Source organism: Anabaena lutea FACHB-196 (assembly GCF_014698305.1).
In the GTDB taxonomy this organism is placed as follows: Bacteria; Cyanobacteriota; Cyanobacteriia; order Cyanobacteriales; family Nostocaceae; genus Anabaena; species Anabaena lutea.
Map to the genome: position 1 here is coordinate 100683 of NZ_JACJST010000014.1, position 24474 is coordinate 125156.

The window sequence follows — 24474 nt, forward strand, 5'->3', positions numbered from 1 at the left end:
ATAGTATATCTGTTCTACTGAAACTCCCAACGCAACAATCCATAAATCCATATATTTAGAGGCTCTAATGGCAATCAACACTGAGAATGCAGGCAAGCAAAAAGCGCTGAATATGGTACTCAACCAGATTGAGCGCAGTTTTGGTAAAGGAGCAATCATGCGCCTGGGTGATGCTACCCGAATGCGTGTAGAGACTATTTCCACAGGGGCGCTCACCTTAGATTTAGCATTGGGTGGCGGTTTACCCAAAGGGCGAGTGATAGAGATATATGGACCGGAAAGTTCTGGTAAAACCACATTAGCCCTACACGCCCTGGCCGAAGTGCAGAAAAATGGCGGTATCGCTGCCTTTGTTGATGCTGAACACGCCCTTGATCCTACTTACGCTGCTGCATTAGGTGTAGATATAGAAAACTTGTTTGTTTCTCAACCGGACACTGGCGAATCAGCTTTAGAAATAGTCGATCAGTTGGTGCGCTCTGCCGCAGTTGATATTGTAGTTATAGACTCCGTAGCCGCACTAGTACCCCGCGCTGAAATTGAAGGGGATATGGGTGATATCCACGTTGGTCTACAAGCCCGGTTAATGAGCCAAGCTCTACGTAAAATCACTGGCAATATTGGTAAATCTGGTTGCACAGTCATTTTTATCAACCAGTTGCGACAAAAAATTGGTGTTACATACGGTAGCCCAGAAACGACAACGGGTGGTAATGCATTGAAGTTTTACGCGTCAGTACGTCTCGATATTCGCCGGATTCAAACCTTGAAAAAAGGTACAGATGAATTCGGTAATCGGGTCAAAGTCAAAGTCGCAAAAAATAAAGTAGCACCACCTTTTAGAATTGCCGAATTTGACATCATTTTTGGTAAAGGAGTTTCTACCCTGGGTTGTTTAGTTGATTTAGCAGAAGAAACAGGCATTCTCCTACGTAAAGGTGCTTGGTACAGCTACAACGGTGAAAACATTTCTCAAGGTCGAGATAACGCCATCAAATATCTAGAAGAGAAGCCAGAATTTGCCAGCAAAATTGAAGAGCAAGTTCGTGAAAAATTAGACAAGGGGGCTGTGGTTTCTGCTAACTCTGTAGCTAAGGTCAGCGAAGAAGACGAAGAGGAAGAAATCGAATTAGAGGAAGAGTAAACAAGAAAAGCGGGGACACGGAGAAAGAGGGACACGGGGACACTTCACAAGGGTAGGTATTTTACATTGTCGTGAGGGCAAGACTTGGGGGACAAGGAAGGACAGTGGACAAGGGAGGAAACCAGTACAAAATTATATTCTCTTGGTAACAAAAAGACCATTGTGCGGAGAAAATCTTCCTTGTCTACTTTCCCTCCTTGTCTTCCTAGTCCTGCCTTAACAGATAATATTAAAAACCTACCCTTGTCAGCACGGGGACACGGGGATAATCTCACCGCGTCCTCTTCTTCCCCTCACCGCGTCTCCCACTCTGGAGTGTCCTCTTCGGTCAGTCCAAAATATTTGGACTTTGCTGATATTGGGTTTATATCAATAAAAATCTACTAAAATTCTACTACTTCAAACTCAAAAGTTGCAATTAAACGTTCCTCGACATATACCTCTATTTTATGTTTACCAAGAGGATCACCAGGAGCAATCTTCCAAAAATTTTTAATCACACCATTTACAGGTGTTTCTGTGCGCTTGGTAATGGCTGTAGTTCCATCAGATGATATGGAAAAATTCTCAGATTCCTGTGTAGTCCAAGTTTCCGGTGCTTTGGGTAAACGTAGAACTTCGCGCCATTTCACTTTACCTCGATAGTTCTGAAGTTTAATCTGCCAACCATAGGCATCACCTTTCTTTAAGGGTACTTTAGTAGTGGGAAAAAAATTAACTTTACCCTCACCATCAACTATCCTTACCCCAAACTCTGATTTAGTAACAGTAATCTTTTGACGATTAATTGACTGAGAATATTCTAGGGGTGCTTCCGCTAAAACAGTACTAGTATTATTTAAATCCGCAGTTATAGCGCCCAATATCAACCAAAAAGAAGTTAGAAAAAGCCTAGCAGCCCAAATTCTCATCTGCATTATCTTCCTGTTAGATATTAGTATTTAATTCCCTTAATGTTAGCTATGTTCCGGGTTGAGATCCAAAAATCATCAATCAGTGAAAATAAGTATAAATATAGCCTAGAATATAATTCACTAAAATGCTGAAAATAGAAAAGAGGATACAAATATATTGCATCCTCTTTTCAAACTGTATTGCTGAGAACAGTTCCGCTTTTTAATCGAGTTCCGTGGGTTTAAGTTTCATGGCAGGGTTTAAATCCCTGTTGCAAAACTTAATTACGTTGGTGTAGCCGGCTGGAAGCACTATTACGAATTACGAATTACGTTCGCGTAGCGTTTCCGAAGGAAATATTACGAATTACGAATTACGAATTACGAATTACGAATTACGAATTATTTAATCTTCGTCAAGTGCAGGAAAAAATTCTTCAAACCGCCACAAGGTATCTTTATTTTCAATGAACCAAATACGAGTTTCTGGTGTTAACTGACTCCAGACAACTTCAGGGGGAAGATGTGGAGAATCATACTGATATTCCTGACCAAGTATTCTGAGATTATCTAATACATTACCAGGAATACCAAGCTCCTGCCAGTTAACTGTGAAGTTTCTACCAATAACTCCCGCAGTGGGATCAAAAACTAATTGTGCAGTTCTGATTAAATCAGCAAAGTGTTGCGGTTTGAGTCCGATGATATCTTGAATTTCGAGTGATTTCTTAGGCTCTGGAGGCATTGTAACTGAAGTGATGAAGATAGTTGGTTGATGGAACTTACTGCCAGAGATGATGCCCACAAATCTAGTTTAGCGCAGAAAATAAAGGCCAGCGTTACTGACCTGATAATTAGGAAATTGTGAAGTAATTATGCTACTTCCACTAAAACTGTAACCGCTGCAACTGCTATTAACATTTCGTCATTTTTATCGTTGAGAGAAGGTATTGCTAAACCATCAACTACCATTCCTCCAGTTTCTACGGTGAGAGATTTACGACCAAAAGGAAGAACAGCTAATACCTCTGCTTCTCGGACTTGTTCGGGGTAGGGTACTGCTACCTTGACTTCCACAATCATGTCATTTGGGTCTTTTAACCCGGCTATTTCCATAATACCAAGTAAGGCATTGTGAGCGATCGCATTTCTGACCGCCCTCGCTGCGGCTACAGTCGGTTCCTGTCCGTGCTGGTCTATGCCCATTCCCATTTCGATGATAAAGCGTTTTAGTGCCATTGGTAGATACTCTGAATTCTGCACCTTTTACTTTATCTCTGTAGTGGTATTCTGTATAAGTCGCTGGGGTATAAATCTCCCACACGGCTTTTCCAGCTTAAAAGACCGCATGGCGTAATACCAGATTAATATGAAGCTGCATAGAATAATTTAACGTGGATGCACGCAGATAAACGCGGATAAAGACAGATAAATCAATGGATTTCAGAATTATGTGCAACCTCACATAAAATTGGTATCAGCCATATTTTAATTTTCAGTATTTAAACCAAAAATTAAGTATAAAGGGGGTTTGGCTCCTTCTTTTTAACTCTTTCTATATATTCTCTAATGAACATCAACCGTCGTCAATTTATCACCACATTGGGAGTAACTACTTTAGCAACCCAAATGCCCCCAGTTATTGCCAAAAATGCACTTTCACCAAACATAATTATCAAACCGCCATGTTTACAAATTGGCGATACTTTAGGATTAATTTCCCCGGCGGGTATTGTTGAAGCTAAAGATATAGAAGACGCAAAACAAACTTTTATAAATTTAGGACTGAAAGTAAAAACAGGTTTACATATTTTAGATCGAGATGGATATTTAGCAGGAAAAGATGCAGACCGCGCCCAAGATATTAATACAATGTTTGCCGATAAATCGGTAAAAGCCATTATTGCCATGCGTGGCGGTTGGGGCTGTAATCGAATTTTACCTTTACTTAATTATCCTCTAATCCGTTCTCATCCCAAAATTATTATGGGATATAGTGATATTACTTCTTTATTATTAGCTATTAATGCCCGCAGTCGATTAATTACTTTTCATGGTGCAGTTGCTACATCAACTTGGAATCAATTTACAGTTGATTATTTTAAACGGATATTATTTAATGCCGAAATTGTAATCATGGAAAATAACCAAAATAGCGCCGGGAAAATAGAAGTAATTGCACCGGGAAAAGCTAGGGGTAAAATTGTTGGTGGTAACTTGTCCGTCATAGCAGCAATGGTGGGTTCAGCTTATTTACCATCTTGGCGGAAAAGTATTTTATTTCTCGAAGATATTGGCGAAGATATTTATCGCATAGACCGAATGCTGACGCAATTAAAAAATGCAGGTATTTTACAGCAAATTACGGGCTTTATTTTTGCACAATGTACTAATTGTCAATTGGGAGATGAACCATCATTTACATTAATGCAAATATTAAAACAGCACATTCAGCCTTTAGATATTCCCGCTTGGTATGGTTCGATGATTGGTCATATTCAAGATAAATTTACAGTACCAATCGGTGTAGAAGTAGAAATAGATGCTGAGAATGGAACAATCAAAATGTTAGAAGCGGCTGTAATACCAATTTAATGTGAAGTTGCACCACAGGAGTTAGCACCCACAACTTCCGACGTACTGCTTTAACCCAGATGAGTAGCGCGGGTATACCGTTTAGAGTGATTCAGGATCATGTGAAATTACATTGTTTTGTAGTATTTTCTTAACTCAGATGTAGTCCACCATCAACAGGTAGTGCTACTCCAGTAATAAATGCTGCTTTAGGAGAGCATAAAAATGCTACTACTTCACCTATCTCTATCGGTGATGCCCAACGTTGCATTGGTGTATTTTTGATTGTATTTTTTATAGTATCACTCTCTACTCCACCCCATTTAGAGGTGGCAAAATTCCAGGCTTCGGTCTTAATATAACCAGGAATAACTACATTGACTGTAATTCGTCGTGGTGCTAATGTCTTGGCGTAGTATCTTGTTAAAAACTCCACAACCGCCTTAGCTTGTCCTGGCATTGCATATGGCAACTGTGGCTTTTGGCTACTATTACATCCAGGAGAAGATATTGCTACTATATAACCGTTTTCATCCTCCATGTAATTAAGTGCTTTTTCCACACATCTAATGAAGCACTTAGGATAAACATTCTGATAATAGTCATACTGCTCAAAGCTAGTAAAGCTACCATTCCCCAATAACTGAGTGTGAAGATTGCCAGCTAAATTTGCCTCTTTTGATTCAGCAGATGTTGTCACCCCAACATAGAGTCCAGCATTATGAACAAAGGCTGTTAGCTTGCCTTCAAAATTATCTTCCACAGATTGGAATATTCTTTCAATAGTAGACTCTTGAGCTACATCACCTTTAACAATGTCAACTTTTATCTCATAGGTAGATTCAAGAGTAGCTTTTGCAGTTAATGCAGCCTCTTCATTAGCATTAAAGCCAAGTATAAGGTTATGTCCGTTCTTGGCTAGTTGCTGCGATATACCCCAACCAATTCCGCGAGTTCCACCTGTAACGATTGCTAATTTTGATAACATATTTTCCCTCTTTATTAAAGTACAGCAGTTCTATATGAGTTGTGATTTGTAGATAATAGTAGATTAAATGAATAGAATACACTTTGAGAGGATGTTTGAAAAGTATCAGAATTAATCGAGATCCCCCCAACCCCCCTTTCTAAGGGGGGCTAAATTCTTCAAAGTCCCCCTTAGAAAGGGGAATTTAGGGGGATCTGCGGGTGTCAGATCCAACACGAAAAAGTTTTCAAACAACCTCTTTTCAAACAACCTCTGATGATCTTTTTTATTAGATTTGATTTCAGATACTTTAGTCTCCTCAATGTGGGTTTTAAGTCTTTAACCGAACAGAATATAGCATTTCCTAGTCTAATGAAGTACAAAATTATCTACGTCCATCTGCGTTTAATTGTTACTGCTTGTACCTCATGACAATGGGAATTGCTATATAACAATTATCGCCACCCTAACCAACGTAAGCAAGGAACAATAAGGTAGTAACTCAACCCTAAGCACAAACTGATTAAAACACCCATTAAACCAAAAAAAACTATGGGTAGGAATAATTCAACCCAGCTAGGTTGACTGGAAAAATGGAAGATAGGCGCTGGAACCCCTAAATTAATCAAGGCTGCGAGGATGTTGGCACTGCCAAAGGAAGCTAGAAAAGCGTAAGCTAGGTAATGGGAGCGAAGACCTAAACCCAAGGTGAGTAAGGAAACTGAGACCAAAATCCAGGCTACCAAACCCTCAGCGCTATTATGTGGTTTGATAAATTGCCAAATTATCCAGCCCGCACTATAACCAATTAAACCCATAAGTGATGCTACTAAAAATCGTCGCTTTTGACCAAAACTCCCAGATAGGGTGAGTCCCCAAGCGGTTCCAAAACCAGCTATGGCAAATACTAAAATTTCTGGGGCTGAAGCAGGTTGATAATTTTGTGAGAGTTCAACTAGTTGACGGGAGATGAATTCCACAACCCCTGCGCCTAATTTTGTCTGATAAGCCAAAATAAAACCGACGATTGTACCTAACATAGCGCCGATACTGCCCAAAATCATCGCCCAAATTGTTCCTAGACAAGCTAGTAAGAATTTAAATATCGTCCTAATGGTGAATGCTGTAGTATTACTTACAGTTTGGGTAAATTTGGTAACTGTTTGGCGGACAGATTTTCCCAGTCGGGTAAAGAATCCTGGTTGTGATCCAGCGGGGACAATTTTCAGTAACCGTTTTTGAATAATACCTGCATGGGCGGGACGCGATCGCACTTCCTTCTGTACCATTTCATCTAATAAGTCGGCCAGACGGGGGTTAATATTGCATCGATTGCGCCAGCGTAACTCCCCAGTCATGGGATCTTCTAAATCCTGGGGATATCTTCCTGTAAGTAATTCAATTATCGTCCTTCCCAAGGCATAAAAATCCGCAGCAGGCCCAACATTACCGCCAATCACTTGTTCTGGTGGACTGTAACCAGAAGAAAATAACCGCGTAGAAGGGATGTGCGATCGCAATATCGCCCCACTAAATTGTTTAGCCCCGCCAAAATCAATCAACACCAATTGTTCCGCCTGAAGAGGTGCAGTTGGCGAAGGTTGACGCAGCATTAAATTAGAAGGTTTGATGTCCCGGTGAATAATTTGGCGTTTGTGCAGTTCCTGCAAAATCTTTACCGCTTGGGCGAACCAATTTAGCACCAAATCCTCTGGACATCCTTGAGGATAATTTTTGCGGATTTCTTCTAAATTTTGCCCATCAATTTTTTCCATCACCAGACAAGCCAACTGGTGCGGTTTAGGACTAGTCAAATTGATTTGAAAATACCCGTCAGCATCAACTTTGGGGACACCAGGATGACGGAAATTACTTAAAACTTCCGCTTCTTGGATAAACAATTCCAGCGCCTTGGGGGAATCTTCCACCAAGACTTTCAGCACTTTTTCTGTCTGGGTCTTTTCATCCCAAACAGTGTAAATTTGAGCAAATCCACCCGATCCTAGGGGTTCGAGTGAGTGATAACGGTCTAACAACTGTAGCGGTGCGCCACAACTGTTACAAAATTTGTTTCCCCAAGGTTGGGGGTAAGGACGTTGACAATGAGGATTTATGCAGTGAACCGCACTCTGATTTATCTGGGACAAAACCACGAAAATACAAAGGCTGGATCGATTTTAGCGCTTCTTTAGGGTTAGGGAAGGAAAAATATCAGAGTTACGATAAAAATCAGTCTCAACCTTGAAAGTTTTCTTCCCCCACACATTGTCTGATAAATTTATTGATAGTGTAGATATCATGTCGAATATCTTGGGCTTTGATATAGTCGGTGTGAATTGGAATAGTTTTTAGAGATTTCAAAATTAGGACAAGACGGCCAACTTGACCCAAGCGATCGTAATATTGTTCAATATCAGCACGCTGAATATCTGCAAATGAGTACTTTATAACTGTGCTACTGCCTAAACTTTTGTATTCTATAACTACCTGACTCATGCTTTTGTCGAAACTACAAGTCACTTCAGGAGTTGAGACTTCAGAACTGGCCACAGCAATTAAAAAAATCAGAAATGTACCGTAAATTAAATGTGCATTTTGTTGAGTTAGGGAACCTGGTATAAAAAATACTTTATACAGATAAGCACAGAGTTGATAAACTAAAAAGGCAATTAATAAACCTGCTAAAAACCAGTCCTTAGTAGGTTGGTGTTTCATTACCAATTTTTCGTCAGTTAATATCAAAATTTTCATGATCACCTCTTCATATAAACTTTGAGGTATGACTACATAAGTGCTTCCCGATTTTACTGAAGATTCATTATTATCCGCATTCATTTTATACAATTTAAACATCGTGAATCAAAATATCACCACGGACAGAATTTCTATTATTATTCCCACACTTAATGAAGCCAGTAATATCACAGAAACATTAGCTAGTATTCAACCCAGCACTAATGTAGAAATCATCGTAGTTGATGGCGGTTCAAAGGATAATACACAGAAAATAGTTCAATCATTAGGTATAACAGTTATCTCCTCTCCTCCCGGTCGGGCTGTACAAATGAATACTGGTGCAGCAATTGCTAGTGGAGAAATTGTTTTGTTTCTCCATGCAGATACTCGTTTACCCAATGGTTTTGATGTGATGATTCGCACTACATTACAAAAGCCAAAAGTTGTAGCTGGTGCTTTTGCTTTACGGATAGATGCACCGCATGGGGGACTGCGTTTGGTAGAATGGGGAGTGAAATGGCGATCGCACTTTTGGCAACTACCCTACGGCGACCAAGCTATTTTTTTAACTAAAGCCACATTTAAGCAAATTGGTAATTTTCCTGACTTGCCGATTATGGAAGACTTTGAACTTATCCGACGGCTAAAACGCTTGGGTAAAATTGCTATTGTTTCCGTGCCTGTAATCACATCTCCACGTAAATGGCTAAAAAAGGGAATTCTTACAATTACTATACTTAATCAAATCATCATTCTTACATATTTACTTGGTGTTTCACCACAGCGAATTCGCAGTTGGTATCGGTAAGAAAAATTTAGGTAAATTGTAGGTATTTCGCACTAAGATAGTAATTATTAATCGTTAAAAATTTCATAATTACGATTAAATTTCACATTATTAAATACATCAAAATTTTGGGAATTATGAATATTCAACTTTTATTACAAGAATCTATTCATTCATCTGATTTTAATCTTACAGAAATTATAAAAAATGCATTATATTGGATTGATAGCCTGGGTACAATAGGAGCAATAGCTTTTATTATCATCTATATTATTGCTACTATTGCTTTTTTACCAGCTGCAATTCTCACTTTAGGTGCTGGTGTTGTTTTTGGTGTATTTTGGGGTTCTGTTTATGTGTTTATTGGTGCAACTCTCGGTGCTATAGCAGCATTTTTAATAGGACGTTATGTAGCTAGAAATTGGGTGGACAAAAAGATTGCAGATAACAAACAATTTACTGCTATTGACAAAGCCGTGAGTAAGAAAGGCTTAAAAATTGTCTTTTTAACACGACTTTCGCCGCTATTTCCTTTCAATTTATTAAATTACGCCTTGGGAATTACAGGAGTTTCTTTCAAAGACTATTTTTTCGGTTCTGTCGGCATGATTCCGGGAACAATTATGTATGTTTACATTGGTTCATTCGCTGGAAACATCGCACTGATTGGCACAGAAGCCCAACCTACAAATATGACTCTCACATGGGTGATTAAAATTTTGAGTTTTATAGCCACATTGGCTGTCACCATTTATGTTACCAGTGTAGCCAAGAAAGCTTTAGAGGAAGAAGTTTTATAGATTTTATAGATTTTATAAATCTTATTAGTTTATATGGGAATTGTTAAATACAAAACTGACAAAATATTGCTGAGGGTATATTCATGGTAAAGATAACAGATTAAGTGAAGACTAGAATCAAAAACATAGTTTATACTTCACCCTTTAGAGGTAATACATAATGTCTACTACAGAATTTGAGAGAGTTACAGTTTTGCCAATGGATGAGTATAATCAAAATTTGGTTGCTAATGTTCATCCATCAAATTGGGTTAATCCTCAACCCGCTGATGACTATGATTTGGTAGTAATTGGTGCAGGTACAGCAGGATTAGTTGTGGCTGCGGGTGCTGCGGGTTTAGATTTGGGTTTAAAAATAGCATTAATTGAAAAGAATCTCATGGGTGGAGATTGCTTAAATGTGGGTTGTATACCATCTAAATCTTTAATTCGGTCTTCTCGTACAGTTGGGGAAATGTGGAAATCTAAGGATTTAGGTATTAATATTCCCCAACATATTGAGATTGATTTTGCTACAGTTATGGGAAGAATGCGGCGAATTAGGTCTAGTATTAGTCATCATGATTCAGCAGATCGGTTTAAAAATTTAGGTGTTGATGTCTTTTTCGGTGATGGTAGGTTTGCGAGTAACAATACCGTGGAGGTTGGTGGCAAAACTCTTAAGTTTAAAAAGGCTGTGATTGCTACTGGTGCAAGAGCAGTTAAACCTGCAATTACTGGCATAGAAGCAGCGGGTTATCTAACTAATGAAACGGTTTTTTCCCTAATTCAAAAACCAGAAAAGTTAGCGGTAATTGGTGGCGGACCGATTGGTTGCGAATTGGCGCAGACTTTCCGTCGATTGGGTTGTGAAGTGACATTATTTCATAGTGGTTCTCACATTTTAAATAAAGAAGATGGAGAAGCAGCAGCAATTTTGCAACAGGTTTTGATGGCTGAAGGTATTCGCTTAGTGCTGAATTGTAAGATAGAAGAAGTGGTGACAGTTACAGAAGGAAAACGGCTTTATTTTTCTGTGAATGGACATCGAGATTCTGTCACAGTCAATGAAATTTTAGTAGGTGCTGGACGTGCGCCAAATGTGGAAGGTTTGAATTTAGAAAAAGTGGGTGTGGAGTATGACAAACACCAAGGTGTGAAGGTAAATGATTATTTGCAAACTACAAATTCTAAAATTTATGCGGCTGGCGATATCTGCATGGATTGGAAGTTTACCCATGCAGCAGATGCTGCGGCGCGAATTGTGATTAAAAATACCCTATTTTCTCCTTTTGGTGTGGGACGCGCTCAACTCAGTAAGCTGGTGATGCCTTGGGTAACATATACTGACCCGGAAATTGCCCATGTGGGGATGTATGCAGATGAGGCTCAAAAAATGGGTATTGAGATCACGACTATTAAGATTCCTTTTAGTAGTGTAGATCGTGCGATCGCAGATAGTGAAGAATCAGGATTTCTGAAAATCCATTACAAAACCGGTTCAGATCAAATTCTCGGTGCAACTATTGTCGCTAGTCATGCGGGGGAAATGATTTCGGAAATAACCACCGCCATGGTCAATAAAATCGGTCTTAGCAAACTCAGTAGTGTGATTCATCCTTACCCAACTCAAGCCGAAGCGATTAAAAAAGCAGCGGATACTTATCGACGCACACTACTGACACCAAATAGTAAAAAAATCTTAGGATTTTTACCCAGATTTTCTTGATTGGGCGATTTTTACCCAAATTGCCAATATTTATCGTAAATTCTAGGGTTTAAGACCCCTATATCTACACGTAGTCTCAGTTGAGTTGGGGTAAGTTTCCCCGACTCCAACTGTCTTCAATTTTCAATTTTCAATTTTCAATTTTCAATTTTTAATTTTTAAAGTTCTGAAGCCGTATCAGGAGCAATAATTTCTCCAGTACCCAATTTTAAAATCATGTCCTGGTCGGTAATCAGTTCATTGAGTTCTTTAACTTTTAAATTCATTTTCTCACAAGCTTGGCGTAGTTCTTGAGCAAATCTTTTTAGATTATCGCCATAGCCACATTGATAAGCCGCAGTTTCTATTCCCAGATTGGCATTGGCTCTAGCACAATCTACGAGTTCTGTACCATGCAATGGTGTTAAGGATACCATAAACGTAGTTATTACATATAACTATTTACATTGATACCCTAACAGGCATTGAAGATCGATTCATCCCTCTAATTAAATAGATCTTTCAAGAGATGGGGATAAAAATAGAAATTAGGAATTTTCCCCTTCTCCTCTATATTATGTCCATATGATGAAAATCATCCGTTGACTATTTCTCCACCGTTTGGATGTAACACTTGACCAGACATATAAGAAGCGTCATCAGCAGCTAAAAATACAAAACTTGGTGCTATTTCTTCGGGTTGTCCGGCTCTTTGCATTGGGACTTGCTTGCCAAATTCTGCTACTTTTTCTGCGGGGAAGGTTGAGGGAATTAAAGGTGTCCAAATCGGACCCGGTGCTACAGCATTGACACGAATTCCCTTAGATACTAAATTCGCTGATAGGGAACGTGTAAACGCCACAATTGCACCTTTGGTAGAGGAATAATCTATTAGATTTGCATTGCCTTTGTAAGCAGTTACCGAAGTTGTATTAATGATAGAACTGCCTGTTTGTAAATGCTTCATTGCCGCTTTAGTTAGGTAAAACATCGAGAAAATATTAGTCTGAAAAGTTCGTTCTAACTGCTCTTTAGTGATATCTTCAATGCTGTTTTGAGGGTGTTGTTCAGCAGCATTATTGACAAGAATATCAAGTTTACCAAACTCATCTACGGTTTGTTGTACAGCCTGCTGGCAAAAACTTTCATCAGTAATATCACCTGCAATTGCTACTACCTTACGTCCATGTTTTTCGACTAAATTTTTTGTTTCCTTAGCGTCTTCATGTTCTTTTAGATAAACTATCGCTACATCTGCACCTTCTTTAGCAAAGGCAATAGCAACAGCACGACCAATACCACTGTCCCCACCGGTAATTAAAGCAATTTTATTTTCTAATTTTCCACTACCCCGATATCCTTCATCCTCAGCTTTAGGTTTGGGTTTCATTTCTGATTCAATACCAGGAGCTTTCTGTGTTTGTGGCGGTTGTAATTTCTTTTCTTTTGGCATAATTATTTAACCCTAATTTGGCTGTTGAGAACTCACATACTAAGGGACTTCCAAATAAAAAAATCCCCAATGTGTAGGGTGGGTTACGCTACGCTCTAGCGTTCGCACAGCGTGTGCTTTGCACTTAGCCTGTCCCGCATAGCTATACCCAGCATTATCCCCTAAATTTATGGTGGGTTACGGACTACCGTCCTAACCTACGATTTTTGGGTAATTTATTTTTTGGTGTTTCCTAATCAGTAAAAATAAACCTTGGATCGAAAAATCAACCCAAGGTCTACGTTTTGCTTTCACTTCCACTCCTTTGCAAATTCAGACTTTTTGACCTCAGATATTTGCCAAAGGCATTAATTTGTGGAAATTGTGCATGAATGCATGAATATTTAATCTCTAACCTCACACCTACACACTCGATTTTCATCAAATTCCTGAAAACAAGTACACAACTTTAGAGAAATGGCATATTTACTCTAAAATCTACTCTTAATTTATTTGAACAAATAGAAAAAGTTATCGTTCGCCAGCAATAATTAAATACTAATTTTTCTCACTCTTAAGGTGTAGGTTATCTAAAAAATAAATCATGTATTTTGTATAAGTAATTAGGCGGAATTGAAAAGGTGAATTTGAGAGTAAAAACCTCTGTTTTGGTAAGATTTTGGTAATAGTTTAAATAGCTGATGAAATACCTGACAGCCCAGAGCCTAATCTGGGCTTGTTTGATTAATTTACAAAAAGATACACTCCAGATTAGCATCTCAACTCTTCCTTAGGATATACCTGAGATAATGAGTCAGAATTGGGATCTAGTCAGGGTATGGGTTATGGTAACAATAAATATTTCTGAGTTAGAGCAGGTTGATAAGTTTCGCAATTTACAATTAACTTTACGCGATCGCTGGAAAACAAGCGAGCTATTTGACAACAGCGAAGCGGATATCTTAATTATCCCCTCTTTAAGCATCGACCAACGGGAACTACAAAAGGTAGAAGGTTGTGAACATTATGAAGAAAGATTGCTATTTTCTTTAATCCGCTTACGAAACCCTCGCACGCGGTTAATTTATATTACCTCTATTCCCCTACATCCCAGTATTATCGATTACTATCTACAACTTCTGCCAGGAATCCCATTTTCCCATGCTCGTAATCGCTTATTACTACTTTCGACTTATGATTCTTCCCTTAAACCTCTAAGTCAAAAGATTTTAGAACGTCCTCGCTTAATAGAACGAATTCGCCAAGCTTTACGTTTAGATAAAGCTTTTATGACTTGTTACAATTCCACATTTTGGGAAGCTGAATTATCACTACAATTAGGTGTACCCCTTTATGCGGCTGCACCAGATTTGCAGATTTGGGGGACAAAAAGTGGAGGAAGGCAAATTTTTGGACAAAGCGATGTTCCTCATCCAGATGGTAGCGAATTAATTGGCAATTTCCCAGATTTAGCCATAGCAGCGGCTGATTTATGGGAACGTCAACCGACATTAAAACGGATGGTAGTGAAGCTAAATGAGGGGATTTCTGGGGAAGGAAATGCACTATTGGATCTCCGCCCATTGATAGATGTTGCACCCGGTCAAGGTTCTCATGGTGAAAGAGTAGCAGCAATTAGCGATCGCTTCTCAACTATGCGCTTCCAAGCCCCACAAGAAACTTGGGCAAATTTCTCTCAACGTATCCCAGAGTTAGGTGCAATAGTTGAAGCATTTGTAGAAGGAGAAATCAAGCGTTCTCCCAGTGTGCAAGGACGCATTACACCAGCTGGAGAAGTAGAAATCCTCTCCACCCATGACCAAATTCTCGGTGGCCCAGACGGACAAATTTATCTGGGTTGTCGCTTTCCCGCAGATGCCAGCTATCGATTACAATTGCAAGAATTAGGCTTAAAAGTTGGCAAACAACTGGCACAAAAAGGCGCATTAGAAAGATTTGGTGTTGATTTTGTCACAGTTGATCAAGGTAATGGTAAGTGGGATATTCAAGCAATTGAAATTAACCTCCGCAAAGGTGGAACTACTCACCCTTTTATGACTTTGAAATTATTAACTAATGGCAACTATGACCTATCCACTGGCTTATTTTATAGCCAGCAAGGACGAGCTAAATATTACATTGCTACAGACAACTTACAAAAAGACCGTTATCGGGGATTATTACCTAACGATTTAATGGATATCATCGCCCATCACAGATTACATTTTGATAGCGGAACCGAGACAGGTACAGTATTTCATCTTATGGGTTGCCTTTCCCAATTCGGCAAGTTGGGATTAACCAGTATTGGTGATTCTCCCCAACAAGCGGAAGATATATATAACAAAGTTATCGAAGTTCTCGATCAAGAAACTAGCGGCGACAATAATAGTTATAGCCTGTTTTCAGATTTTGCTTTTCCCATTGCTGGGGATGTCTAAGTAATACCAATTCAAAATTCAACATATTCCCAAGGGGTAGATGTTGGTAAGGTTTAATATCGTGTTTGGTTAAAAACCAGGACTTACGCAAAATATCTCTCAAACCCTCTTTTCTTTGTGTCCTTTGCGTCTTTCCTTACGGTTCCGTAAGAGGATGTCTGAAAACTTTTTCGTGTGGGATCTAACACTTGTAGATCCTCCTAAATCCTCCTTAAAAAAGAGGACTTTGAGTAATTTATCCCCCCTGGGAAAGGGGGGTGAGGGGGGATCTTGATCAATTCTGATACTTCTCAGACATCCTCTAAGGGATACGCAGTTCGTTTTTCCCGTTAGTCTTGCGTAAGTCCTAAAAACTTACAATTAAGACTGATGGTTTAAGTTTTTTTGATAAGTAATTAAGTGAACATGATATAAGCTGATAAAAGTGCATTTTTTTCAATATCTAATATGGCAACTATTAACGACAACTACCTGAAGCTAAAAGCCGGTTATCTATTTCCCGAAATTGGTCGCCGGGTAAATGCTTTTGCACAAGCCAATCCTGATGCTAAAATCATCCGGTTGGGGATTGGTGATGTTACCGAACCTTTGCCAGAAGCTTGCCGCACAGCTATGATTAAAGCTGTAGAAGATATGGGCGATCGCACAACTTTCAAAGGCTATGGCCCAGAACAAGGTTATGCTTGGTTACGGGAGAAAATTGCCGCTCATGATTTCCAAGCCAGGGGAGCAGCAATAGAAGCTGATGAAATCTTCATTTCCGACGGTTCCAAGTGCGATAACGGCAATATTCTCGATATTTTTGGTCATGATAACACCATAGCCGTAACTGACCCAGTTTACCCTGTGTACGTCGATACTAACGTCATGGCGGGAAACACCGGGAACGCCAACGATAAAGGCGAATTTGACGGTTTAGTTTATCTCCCTGTCACCGCTGAAAACAACTTTACCGCACAAATTCCTTCCCAAAAAGTTGACTTAATTTATCTCTGCTTCCCCAACAACCCCACAGGCGCAACTGCCACCAAAGAACACCTAAAAGCTTGGGTAGATTACGCAAAAGCCAACGGTTCAATCATCTTTTTTGACGCTGCTTACGAAGCTTATATCACCGATTCTTCCCTTCCCCACTCGATTTACGAGATTGAAGGTGCAAGAGATTGTGCGATCGAGTTTCGTTCCTTTTCTAAAAATGCCGGCTTTACCGGTACACGTTGCGCTTTAAGCGTCGTTCCCAAAACACTCACAGCTAAAGCCGCTGATGGTTCCAATGTAGAACTGTGGAAGTTGTGGAACCGCCGCCAGTCTACCAAATTTAATGGCGTTTCTTACATTGTCCAACGGGGTGCGGAAGCGGTTTATTCTGAAGAAGGACAAGCGCAAATTAAAGCTTTGGTAAGCTTCTATTTAGAAAATGCCAAAATCATTCGGGAGCAATTAACAGCCGCTGGTTTATCAGTTTATGGTGGCGTAAATGCACCTTACGTTTGGGTGAAAACTCCTCATGGTTTATCCAGTTGGGAATTTTTCGATAAGCTGCTAGAAACTGTAAATGTTGTGGGAACTCCTGGTTCTGGTTTTGGTGCTGCGGGTGAAGGTTATTTCCGCATTTCTGCATTTAATAGTCGGGAAAATGTGGAAGAAGCAATGAAACGCATTACTGAAAAGTTTAAGGTTTAGGTTTAGTAAGTTTTGGTGGGCAATGCCCACCCTGCTTAAACCAGTGCAGTTCCCTTCATGAAATCTGCTTTAGGAATCTCTAATAACTCTAAAATAGTTGGAGCAATAGAACACAGAGAAATTTTACCCTCATGAATCGAATGCTTACAGCTTGGCTTACGAATCCATAAAATACCATCTGGGTGATGCATTCCGCTTTTTATATCTTCTATTTGGTAAAAAATATCAAAGAATGGGATTGATTTTTTGCTGTTGGCAATATTCAAAATTGCATTTTGTGGTATTTCTTCAAAAATTCCACAGCCACCGAAAATATCGTTACCATTGCGTCTTAATCGCATTATCTGACGCTGATTTATTTGTAAATTTATCAGTTTTTGTTCTGCTTCAGTTGCATCTTGTTCATTTTCAAACCTGACATGAAATTCTTCAGCCATGACTGGAGAGCAAATATAATTACTCTTCACACCTGCAAAATCTAAGAGACTTTCAAACTTACGCGGCCTACAAAGACGTTTTCCTCCAGTTTCCTCATAGGTAAAACAAGGTTGTTGACTTAAAGCTGTAGATAAAATAAAAGTAGTCTTATCATCTGATAAATTCAGAAATTTACCTATCAGTTTATCCATTTCTTGATAGCCATACAAAATTGCATTTTCATATTCAATCTGTTCTTTTACTGATGGTTTGATTTGAAATTTATCTGGCTCCATATTCCGCCAGTACATATGTTGAAAATGGGCTGTACTATTAATAAAAAAAGTAGAAAACCGCGGACGAATTTTGTGATAGTAGGAGCGAAATAAATCAAACTGAAGCTTGTCTGCGATAGTTGCACGTTGCCAACGGTATTTTCCTGTGATTTTCTCACGAATTAATTGTTGGATAATAGCACTAATTGTATCTAGTGAAAGTCCATGATTCTTCATAAAGTCCAGAAACCTCAGATAATCTCCAGTATTAAGGGGAACAGAATCATTTGTGTGTTCCTGGACTTGTTTTTGAACAAATCGGAAATATAGCAATAATTCTTCAGAATTTGGAGTAATTTTTGTACTCCAAAAATCGGGCATGATATAACCATTTAATGAGGGATTGTAGCTAATGTTCATACTGCCACAAATCCAAACTTTTAATCCTGCATCTGAAAGAATATCCCAAATCGATTTTGACTTGAGTTTATATCCCTCATCCAGAAGAAATACTTGATGTTCACTATAAGGGACACCAGAATGTACTGTCACCCATTGAATCCAAGGTTCTAAATATGGTGGTTCTTCTTCTGCATCGGTTATATAAACTTCTGATTCTTCATAGAGTCTCTGGAAGTTAGGTAACTTTCCTTCTTGAATAAATCTTTCAATTAATGAAGGGCAAAGCTCATTAAATTCCAGTAATATAACAGATTTATCTGAATTCATAGTCAATCCTAAATAAACTAATCATGACGAATTGCTCAGAGTTTACATGAAAAAATAAATACATATTTTTTCCTATTTGGAAAAACATAAATATCTAAAGTTGATATGTTTTTCTATAATTTACCAACCACTAATTTTTAAAATGTTATGACGAAAATTTTGGTAAGCATATCCTGCAAAATGTGCAATCAGCATTGTTGTTAACGATACTACACAAAAAAACCAACAACTCAAAGTGGAAGGTAATTGATGTTCGACACCCCGCCAAATTTCTTTACTAAAATTTTTACTAAATTTGCTAGTTACTCGTAATCCTTCTAGTATTATTGACAACAAACCTACTAGAATTAAAGCTTTAAAAAAAGGTTGTAAAAATTGTACAAAAAAACTAATTATTCCCATGATAATAGTTCCAGAAATTACCACAAATGGTAATTTACCTCGAATTGGTGAATATTTAGGATGCTTTACATCTGTCAGATATCGACCTCTTCCATACTTAAAATATTGAATTAACAGAGATTTCCATGTATTTCTGGGATAATACCAGACTTTAATTTTAGAACTCACATAAACTGCTCCGTAAGTTTTACCCATTAAGTTCTGCTGCACTCCAGTATCTTGACTCGGTATTTGATTCATATCAACAAACAACTTCTGCAACCTCAGATTCAATTCAGCATCTTCATTCGTTGTTGCGTCAGTGCTGTATCCGGATACTGTTTGCAGCGTTTTTCTCCAGAAACATCCAAGGAAAAGTGTGTCAGCATAGCCATCATAATCAGGATTACGATGCTTTGCACTTCCCCCTCCTAAAAAACTTTTTGATGCTAGTGCTACTCCTGCTTGAAAAGGTGTTTTAGCAGCAAAACGAGTTGCTCCACCAATATTGAGTGCTTGCGATTCCAGGAGTAGTTCCACACATCTTTCAATGTAATCAGAGGCATAATCTGAGTGAGCGTCTGCTCTGAGGAAAATATCACCTGTACAATGTAGCAAAATTAAATTGAGACCCGCAGATTGAACTTTTTGAGGATTATGCAAAAGTCGCACTCGTGAATCTTCAGTTGAGAGATGTTGAATGATATCCTGAGTACCATCAGTGCTACCACCATCTGCAATCATAACTTCAACCAAATTTGGATAAAGTGTTGCTAGAAATGAGTACACAAGTTTTTCTATATAATGTGCTTCATTATAAACAGGAATAGCAATAGAAACAGAGGGTGAAATTACTTGTTTTACTGATGTTCTCGATTCCATATGTTTATACCCCTTATTCAAATGTTGTTAAAAGTAAAAATTGCATATTTATTGAAACTTACAAACCTGTGAGAATTTGCTCACTAATATCTTTGTAGAGTTTCAGCAATACCTTTGATTCTTGTTCCCAATTGTATGTTTCTATTATTGCTTGTCTAGCATTGTCACCCATCTGTTTTGCTTCATGGGGATGATTAATTACCCATTGGATTGCAGTAGCAATTGCTTGAGGATTTTGAGGATCAACACAAATGCCGCATTGGTTACTTTCAATGATTTTTTTCCACAAAGGAAAATTAGAAGCAATCACAGGAATGCCAGCACACATATACTCGAACATCTTCACTGGAAGTGAATCTAATAAACTAACTGTTGGATGTAACAAAACCAAACCTGCCATTGATTTTGCTAAAGTTTGAGCTACTTCCTTTCTACCAAGCCACCCTAATTCTTTGACATTTGCCCATCCAGTCATACTCACTGCTTTTTTTTGTTGATCGGGATATGCAAACTTACCACCCAGCAGCAAACAATTATCCGTTTTCCCAATAGCTTCTATCATTTCAAAAATCCCTCGCGTTTCTGTAATCGAGCCTACATAACAGACAACGGCTTCCTTTTGCTCCCAACTGGTGTTTGTTAAGGATAATTCATCGAGGAGCGGATAATTATTAACATTGACCGCAAAACACCCTAGTTTTAAAAAACGATCACAGATGAATGGCGTTGCTGCCACAATAGCAGTGAAGCGTTTCGCTGCAAAATTTTCTAATTTTTCAACAGGCCAACTAATCATCCTCCGCCAAATTTTAGGAATCCAGTATTTGCTCAAAATATCTCTTGGCACATCTTCATGAATATCGTATATAACTTTTTTACCTTGATTGAGTAATAGAAGTCCAAGTGGAATTAATTCCGGATCGTGGAAATGATAAATATCTGCTTGAATTGCCAAAGCCTGTTGATAAACGTGCCAAACCGTTTTAGTCATACGTAATAAACGGTTTTGCTTTATTTTTGGAACAGAATGAAGGTGAATTTCTTCTATAACTTCATTTGGTGCATCATTAGCCACTAGATGTGTTTCGTAACCTGCACCAACTAAAGTAGAACATTCTTTAACATAAATACGTGTATCTTGGTAAGGATGAACTGATGTGAGATGGCAAACTCTAATTGGCTTTTTTTGTTTTTCCAACATTTTTATAGGAAGTTAATACATTATTTAAATTGGAGAATTACCCTAAATTTCCTTCCAGCTTATAGCTCTAATGTCTAGCCTGTTAGTTTTTATTTCAAGATTTATTAGTCATAAATTTACAGTGCTTTTGCATAATCTCTTTAATGCTATTCCGAAATTAACAAATATAGCATATAAACCTAAAGGGTGTCTAAATATTAAAATTTGGATAACATTAAAAATTAAAAGGCTATTAAAAAAAATGCACTCATAATCATTGACAGATTTCCATGAATTTAAAAATTGTTTTACGCAGAAAATGACTAAACCCAAATAAGCAAAAAAAGTGAGAAATCCAAAATCTTGAAATGCGGCTAAAAAATTGTGTATGTATGTACCCCTTCCACTATCTAGAGTTCGTTCTGAGTAATTACCAAAAATAGGGTTGTTGATTATATCTTTAATACCTGATGCATAGAAATCCATTCTCAAATCTAAAGAACCATCTGAGCCTGTCTCTACTGCTGAAAGATTTCTATTCGACAATAAATTGTATTCTATCATCATATTATTGAAACTATCGGCAAACGTAGAAAATAAAATTAGCGATGAAATTATGATAAATAATAAAATAAACTTTTTATTCCTCAATGTCACTAATAAGCAATAAAGCATATATGTACTAACTATAATAAAAGAAAAAAATGATGCTCTTGAACTATTGAAGAATAGAATAATAATAGATGAAACCAATATTGAAAAGACCACTATTAACCGTACTAATTGATTAGTATATTTTGCATTTCTCGAAAGAAAGCTAAATTTTGGCAATCCTTTTAAAGTTGATATTCTGGCAGTTATTGCTATTGATACAAGCGCAAATGTATCACCAATATATTGATAAACGCCAGCGAATTTGGGATTATTTACACCATAAATAGATTGAAAATATATAGGGTCTATTTTAGAAATTATAAAATAGCTAATGATTGTCCATATGATGAAAAGCAAGCTCGAAAAATATGGTTTTTGAGAAATTTGTACAAAGTTTATACTGAATGCAAGTGCCATAAAACAATATGATAAAGCAACTATATCGCTATCTGAACCTGGAGTAGCAAAGTAACTATAACTAATTACTAAATTCATAAGAGTCCAAGAAAAAAAGGCAAATAAAAAGAATGAAAAAATGGGAAATAACTTAGATTTTGATTTAACTCTTAAAAAAAACAAAAATATTAGAATATTGGAGGCAAGAAGAGAAATTAAATAATAAATATTTCTTAATAGAAGGATACTTTCATCTTCGTAGTAAAAATAAAAGGGGAGAAATATTATTATAAATAATAATACTAAGATGCTGAACAAGGAGTAAAAAATCTTCATCTATTTTCAGAAAAAATAAATTTATTCACTTGAAAAGTTCAAATCTAGAAAGCATATTCAAATATTTTCTTTAGAAAATAAATGAAGCTTGTATGTACTAACCGAATAAAATAGTCATATAAAGTTATATTTTTTATCTATAACTCTATCCAAAATTTACAGCATATTTTTCAGCCCATCGAATCAAATTCAGCCAGCGCCATATACGGAAATTAAAAGGCTTGCGTCCTTCAATAACTGCTCGCCACTCCCTCTCTACGACATCAATTTTGAGTACAGGAATCGACGGTTTGCTATGTAGTACTTCTTCTACCCAAGGACTTAAAGCAGTTAACCAACTAAACTCAGGAGTAGCAAAACCAATCTTATCCCGGCGATTCAGAATTGTATCTGGAACAATGCCACGCATCGCCCTTCTAAATACAGCCTTACTAGTGCCATCAGGAGCAATAATATATTCTTCAGGTAAAGAGAACATAAAATTAACTAAAGTTGGCGTTAAAAAAGGAACGCGGCTTTCAATGGAAAAAGCCATAGAGTTACGATCCTCATAGCGTAATAGTGAAATCAAACTATTTTCAAGATCGTGTTTAAGTCGCTCCCAGAATACTTCTCGCTTGTAATTTTGTGTTGTGGAAGCAAGCATTACCCCCTGTTCAGTAAACCAAGTACTATTCAACCAAGATGGAGTAAAGCTTTTTCCCACTAAATCTCTAGCTGCACCTTGGAGATTTTCAGGTAATAAAAATCCTCCTCCAATTAGCAGTAGCTTCAGACTACTAATATTAGGCAAACTAGATGCTTTTTGTAGAAACTGAGTTGCTTTACCCAATTGTCCTTGACGAATCAATGAGGCTAATCGCGCACCTAAATAACCAGAATAACCTCCTAACATTTCATCCGCTCCCTGTCCATCGAGCATGACTTTAATTCCTGCCTCCTGAGCCAATCGAAATACTCGATTTTGGGCGTAAATACTAGTACTACCAAAGGGTTCATCTTGAACCTGGATCAGGTGATTTAAATCTTCTACTAATTGAGTCGGAGTCGGTTGAGTTGTGTGCATAATTGAGTTAGCAGCCTTGCTGACGATCTTCATCCACTGCTCTTCGCTCACTTTGGGGTCATCTGCTAAGTAACTGAAGGTGTGTATTTCTAAATCTGGCTCTAAGTAGCGCATTGCCATGACAATGCTGGATGAGTCAATTCCTCCTGAAAGGGCTGCTCCCACTGCTACATCACTACGTAGGTGAAGTTTGACACTATTAAGAAATAGTTCCCGCAATTGTTCTGCCGCTTCTTCAAAGGAAATTTCTAAGCGTTGGTTGAGATTAACTTGCCAATAACGCACTGGATCAAATTTGTAGGGAGCGTCTAGAGAAAATTCTAGATAATGAGCGGCAGGCAATTGCCGAATATCAGCTAAAAGGGTTTCTCCTCCTTGATCTGTTAGTCCAAGACACAGATAATCGTAGAGTCTTTGAGGATTGATTCGATGATTTAAACCTGGAAATTCTAGAAGAGCTTTGATTTCAGAAGCAAAGGCAAACCCATTATGCCAATGAGTATAGTAAAGGGGCTTGATACCAAAGAAGTCTCTAGCAATAAATATCGAACGTTTCTGGGTATCCAGAATTGCAAAGGCGAACATTCCCACCAGCCTATTTAGTGCTTGATTTCCCCAATGAGCGTAAGCGGTGAGCAGAACTTCCGTGTCTGAATGAGAATGAAATGTGTGACCTAATGCCTTAAGTTCTGCTTGTAATTCTAAATAGTTATATATTTCCCCATTAAAAACAATCGCATAACGTCCGTCCGGCGTTACCATCGGTTGCCAACCAGCTTCGCTGAGGTCGAGAATGGAAAGACGACGGTGAACCAAGCCAACCAAACAGTTTTGCAATTCATCAGGATTGCGGGAAAGCTGTACGGGTGATTCTCCTGACCAACCTAAAAATCCAAAATCATCAGGACCACGAGTATATAAAGAACTACTCACACTTTTTAAGAGTTGTGAATCAATCTTTGAGCGGTCTAATTTTAATATTCCAGCAATTCCACACATAATTTATTAGTTGTT

General features: G+C 38.1%; 20 protein-coding genes and 1 pseudogene. 8 read left to right on the forward strand and 13 right to left on the reverse strand.

What is annotated here, in order from left to right; all coding sequences use genetic code 11:
• Window positions 1-67: 67 nt before the first annotated feature.
• Window positions 68-1144 carry a recombinase RecA gene (gene recA, locus H6G59_RS16100; RefSeq protein ID WP_190716103.1) on the forward strand — a complete coding sequence of 359 codons (1077 nt, stop codon included), beginning with the start codon at window positions 68-70 and terminating at the stop codon, window positions 1142-1144.
• A 383-nt stretch (window positions 1145-1527) separates the two neighbouring features.
• Here recA and H6G59_RS16105 read toward each other — a convergent pair whose 3' ends face one another.
• From H6G59_RS16105 to H6G59_RS16115, 3 genes are all read right to left on the reverse strand, one after another.
• The gene (locus tag H6G59_RS16105) at window positions 1528-2061 is read right to left on the reverse strand and encodes a hypothetical protein (RefSeq protein WP_190716107.1); all 534 of its coding nucleotides are present in this window, start codon (window positions 2059-2061) and stop codon (window positions 1528-1530) included.
• A 382-nt stretch (window positions 2062-2443) separates the two neighbouring features.
• Complete coding sequence (locus H6G59_RS16110; protein WP_190716109.1) at window positions 2444-2782, reverse strand: hypothetical protein; 339 nt, start codon at window positions 2780-2782, stop codon at window positions 2444-2446.
• Window positions 2783-2910: 128 nt separating this feature from the next.
• A complete protein-coding gene (locus H6G59_RS16115; protein ID WP_071191916.1) occupies window positions 2911-3276 on the reverse strand; it encodes a Lin0512 family protein in 366 nt (121 codons plus the stop codon).
• A 330-nt stretch (window positions 3277-3606) separates the two neighbouring features.
• On the opposite strand from H6G59_RS16115, the gene H6G59_RS16120 reads away from it, so the two are divergent.
• Both H6G59_RS16120 and H6G59_RS27370 read left to right on the forward strand, forming a co-directional pair.
• Complete coding sequence (locus H6G59_RS16120; protein ID WP_190716111.1) at window positions 3607-4632, forward strand: S66 peptidase family protein; 1026 nt, start codon at window positions 3607-3609, stop codon at window positions 4630-4632.
• A 17-nt stretch (window positions 4633-4649) separates the two neighbouring features.
• Window positions 4650-4730 (forward strand): annotated as a pseudogene (locus H6G59_RS27370) (site-specific integrase); the annotation flags it as partial.
• A 32-nt stretch (window positions 4731-4762) separates the two neighbouring features.
• Here H6G59_RS27370 and H6G59_RS16125 read toward each other — a convergent pair.
• The 3 genes from H6G59_RS16125 to H6G59_RS16135 form a co-directional block, all read right to left on the reverse strand.
• Window positions 4763-5599 carry an SDR family oxidoreductase gene (locus H6G59_RS16125; protein ID WP_190716113.1) on the reverse strand — a complete coding sequence of 279 codons (837 nt, stop codon included), beginning with the start codon at window positions 5597-5599 and terminating at the stop codon, window positions 4763-4765.
• 434 nt (window positions 5600-6033) lie between these two features.
• Window positions 6034-7731 carry a protein kinase domain-containing protein gene (locus H6G59_RS16130; RefSeq protein ID WP_190716115.1) on the reverse strand — a complete coding sequence of 566 codons (1698 nt, stop codon included), beginning with the start codon at window positions 7729-7731 and terminating at the stop codon, window positions 6034-6036.
• 82 nt (window positions 7732-7813) lie between these two features.
• Window positions 7814-8431 carry a hypothetical protein gene (locus H6G59_RS16135; protein ID WP_190716117.1) on the reverse strand — a complete coding sequence of 206 codons (618 nt, stop codon included), beginning with the start codon at window positions 8429-8431 and terminating at the stop codon, window positions 7814-7816.
• Between the two features lies 1 nt (window position 8432).
• On the opposite strand from H6G59_RS16135, the gene H6G59_RS16140 reads away from it, so the two are divergent.
• The 3 genes from H6G59_RS16140 (at window position 8433) to H6G59_RS16150 (ending at window position 11609) form a co-directional block, all read left to right on the forward strand.
• Window positions 8433-9122: a TIGR04283 family arsenosugar biosynthesis glycosyltransferase gene (locus H6G59_RS16140; RefSeq protein WP_190716119.1), complete on the forward strand. Its 690-nt coding sequence runs from the start codon at window positions 8433-8435 to the stop codon at window positions 9120-9122.
• Between the two features lie 116 nt (window positions 9123-9238).
• Complete coding sequence (locus H6G59_RS16145) at window positions 9239-9901, forward strand: TVP38/TMEM64 family protein (protein WP_190716121.1); 663 nt, start codon at window positions 9239-9241, stop codon at window positions 9899-9901.
• A gap of 160 nt (window positions 9902-10061) precedes the next feature.
• A complete protein-coding gene (locus tag H6G59_RS16150; RefSeq protein ID WP_190716123.1) occupies window positions 10062-11609 on the forward strand; it encodes a mercuric reductase in 1548 nt (515 codons plus the stop codon).
• Window positions 11610-11767: 158 nt separating this feature from the next.
• On the opposite strand, the gene H6G59_RS16155 is transcribed toward H6G59_RS16150, so the two are convergent.
• Window positions 11768-12025, reverse strand: a complete 258-nt coding sequence (locus H6G59_RS16155; RefSeq protein ID WP_190716125.1) for a hypothetical protein — start codon at window positions 12023-12025, stop codon at window positions 11768-11770.
• A 158-nt stretch (window positions 12026-12183) separates the two neighbouring features.
• Window positions 12184-13041: an SDR family oxidoreductase gene (locus H6G59_RS16160; protein WP_190716127.1), complete on the reverse strand. Its 858-nt coding sequence runs from the start codon at window positions 13039-13041 to the stop codon at window positions 12184-12186.
• Window positions 13042-13865: 824 nt separating this feature from the next.
• On the opposite strand from H6G59_RS16160, the gene H6G59_RS16165 reads away from it, so the two are divergent.
• Window positions 13866-15461, forward strand: a complete 1596-nt coding sequence (locus H6G59_RS16165; RefSeq protein WP_190716128.1) for a peptide ligase PGM1-related protein — start codon at window positions 13866-13868, stop codon at window positions 15459-15461.
• Window positions 15462-15908: 447 nt separating this feature from the next.
• Window positions 15909-17144, forward strand: a complete 1236-nt coding sequence (locus H6G59_RS16170) for an LL-diaminopimelate aminotransferase (RefSeq protein WP_190716130.1) — start codon at window positions 15909-15911, stop codon at window positions 17142-17144.
• Between the two features lie 35 nt (window positions 17145-17179).
• Here H6G59_RS16170 and H6G59_RS16175 read toward each other — a convergent pair whose 3' ends face one another.
• The 5 genes from H6G59_RS16175 to asnB form a co-directional block, all read right to left on the reverse strand.
• On the reverse strand, window positions 17180-18565 hold the full coding sequence (locus H6G59_RS16175; protein ID WP_190716133.1) for a hypothetical protein: 1386 nt from the start codon (window positions 18563-18565) through the stop codon (window positions 17180-17182).
• Between the two features lie 120 nt (window positions 18566-18685).
• Window positions 18686-19828 (reverse strand): glycosyltransferase family 2 protein, encoded by a 1143-nt coding sequence (locus tag H6G59_RS16180; RefSeq protein ID WP_190716135.1) that lies wholly within the window; start codon window positions 19826-19828, stop codon window positions 18686-18688.
• A gap of 58 nt (window positions 19829-19886) precedes the next feature.
• Window positions 19887-21029 (reverse strand): glycosyltransferase family 4 protein, encoded by a 1143-nt coding sequence (locus H6G59_RS16185; RefSeq protein WP_199332054.1) that lies wholly within the window; start codon window positions 21027-21029, stop codon window positions 19887-19889.
• A 108-nt stretch (window positions 21030-21137) separates the two neighbouring features.
• Window positions 21138-22157: an O-antigen ligase family protein gene (locus H6G59_RS16190; RefSeq protein ID WP_190716137.1), complete on the reverse strand. Its 1020-nt coding sequence runs from the start codon at window positions 22155-22157 to the stop codon at window positions 21138-21140.
• A 382-nt stretch (window positions 22158-22539) separates the two neighbouring features.
• Window positions 22540-24459 (reverse strand): asparagine synthase (glutamine-hydrolyzing), encoded by a 1920-nt coding sequence (gene asnB, locus H6G59_RS16195; protein ID WP_190716139.1) that lies wholly within the window; start codon window positions 24457-24459, stop codon window positions 22540-22542.
• Window positions 24460-24474 lie beyond the last annotated feature (15 nt).

Bases quoted from the DNA above. Each gene is read 5' to 3' on its own strand.
- H6G59_RS16145 (WP_190716121.1), top strand. From the start codon at position 9,239: ATGAATATTCAACTTTTATTACAAGAATCTATTCATTCATCTGATTTT.
- H6G59_RS16160 (WP_190716127.1), bottom strand. From the start codon at position 13,041: ATGCCAAAAGAAAAGAAATTACAACCGCCACAAACACAGAAAGCTCCT.
- H6G59_RS16180 (WP_190716135.1), bottom strand. From the start codon at position 19,828: ATGGAATCGAGAACATCAGTAAAACAAGTAATTTCACCCTCTGTTTCT.
- H6G59_RS16155 (WP_190716125.1), bottom strand. From the start codon at position 12,025: ATGGTATCCTTAACACCATTGCATGGTACAGAACTCGTAGATTGTGCT.
- H6G59_RS16105 (WP_190716107.1), bottom strand. From the start codon at position 2,061: ATGCAGATGAGAATTTGGGCTGCTAGGCTTTTTCTAACTTCTTTTTGG.
- H6G59_RS16150 (WP_190716123.1), top strand. From the start codon at position 10,062: ATGTCTACTACAGAATTTGAGAGAGTTACAGTTTTGCCAATGGATGAG.
- H6G59_RS16165 (WP_190716128.1), top strand. From the start codon at position 13,866: ATGGTAACAATAAATATTTCTGAGTTAGAGCAGGTTGATAAGTTTCGC.
- recA (WP_190716103.1), top strand. From the start codon at position 68: ATGGCAATCAACACTGAGAATGCAGGCAAGCAAAAAGCGCTGAATATG.
- H6G59_RS16135 (WP_190716117.1), bottom strand. From the start codon at position 8,431: ATGTTTAAATTGTATAAAATGAATGCGGATAATAATGAATCTTCAGTA.
- H6G59_RS16120 (WP_190716111.1), top strand. From the start codon at position 3,607: ATGAACATCAACCGTCGTCAATTTATCACCACATTGGGAGTAACTACT.
- H6G59_RS16185 (WP_199332054.1), bottom strand. From the start codon at position 21,029: ATGTTGGAAAAACAAAAAAAGCCAATTAGAGTTTGCCATCTCACATCA.
- H6G59_RS16175 (WP_190716133.1), bottom strand. From the start codon at position 18,565: ATGAATTCAGATAAATCTGTTATATTACTGGAATTTAATGAGCTTTGC.
- H6G59_RS16170 (WP_190716130.1), top strand. From the start codon at position 15,909: ATGGCAACTATTAACGACAACTACCTGAAGCTAAAAGCCGGTTATCTA.
- H6G59_RS16190 (WP_190716137.1), bottom strand. From the start codon at position 22,157: ATGAATTTAGTAATTAGTTATAGTTACTTTGCTACTCCAGGTTCAGAT.
- H6G59_RS16110 (WP_190716109.1), bottom strand. From the start codon at position 2,782: ATGCCTCCAGAGCCTAAGAAATCACTCGAAATTCAAGATATCATCGGA.
- H6G59_RS16125 (WP_190716113.1), bottom strand. From the start codon at position 5,599: ATGTTATCAAAATTAGCAATCGTTACAGGTGGAACTCGCGGAATTGGT.
- asnB (WP_190716139.1), bottom strand. From the start codon at position 24,459: ATGTGTGGAATTGCTGGAATATTAAAATTAGACCGCTCAAAGATTGAT.
- H6G59_RS16115 (WP_071191916.1), bottom strand. From the start codon at position 3,276: ATGGCACTAAAACGCTTTATCATCGAAATGGGAATGGGCATAGACCAG.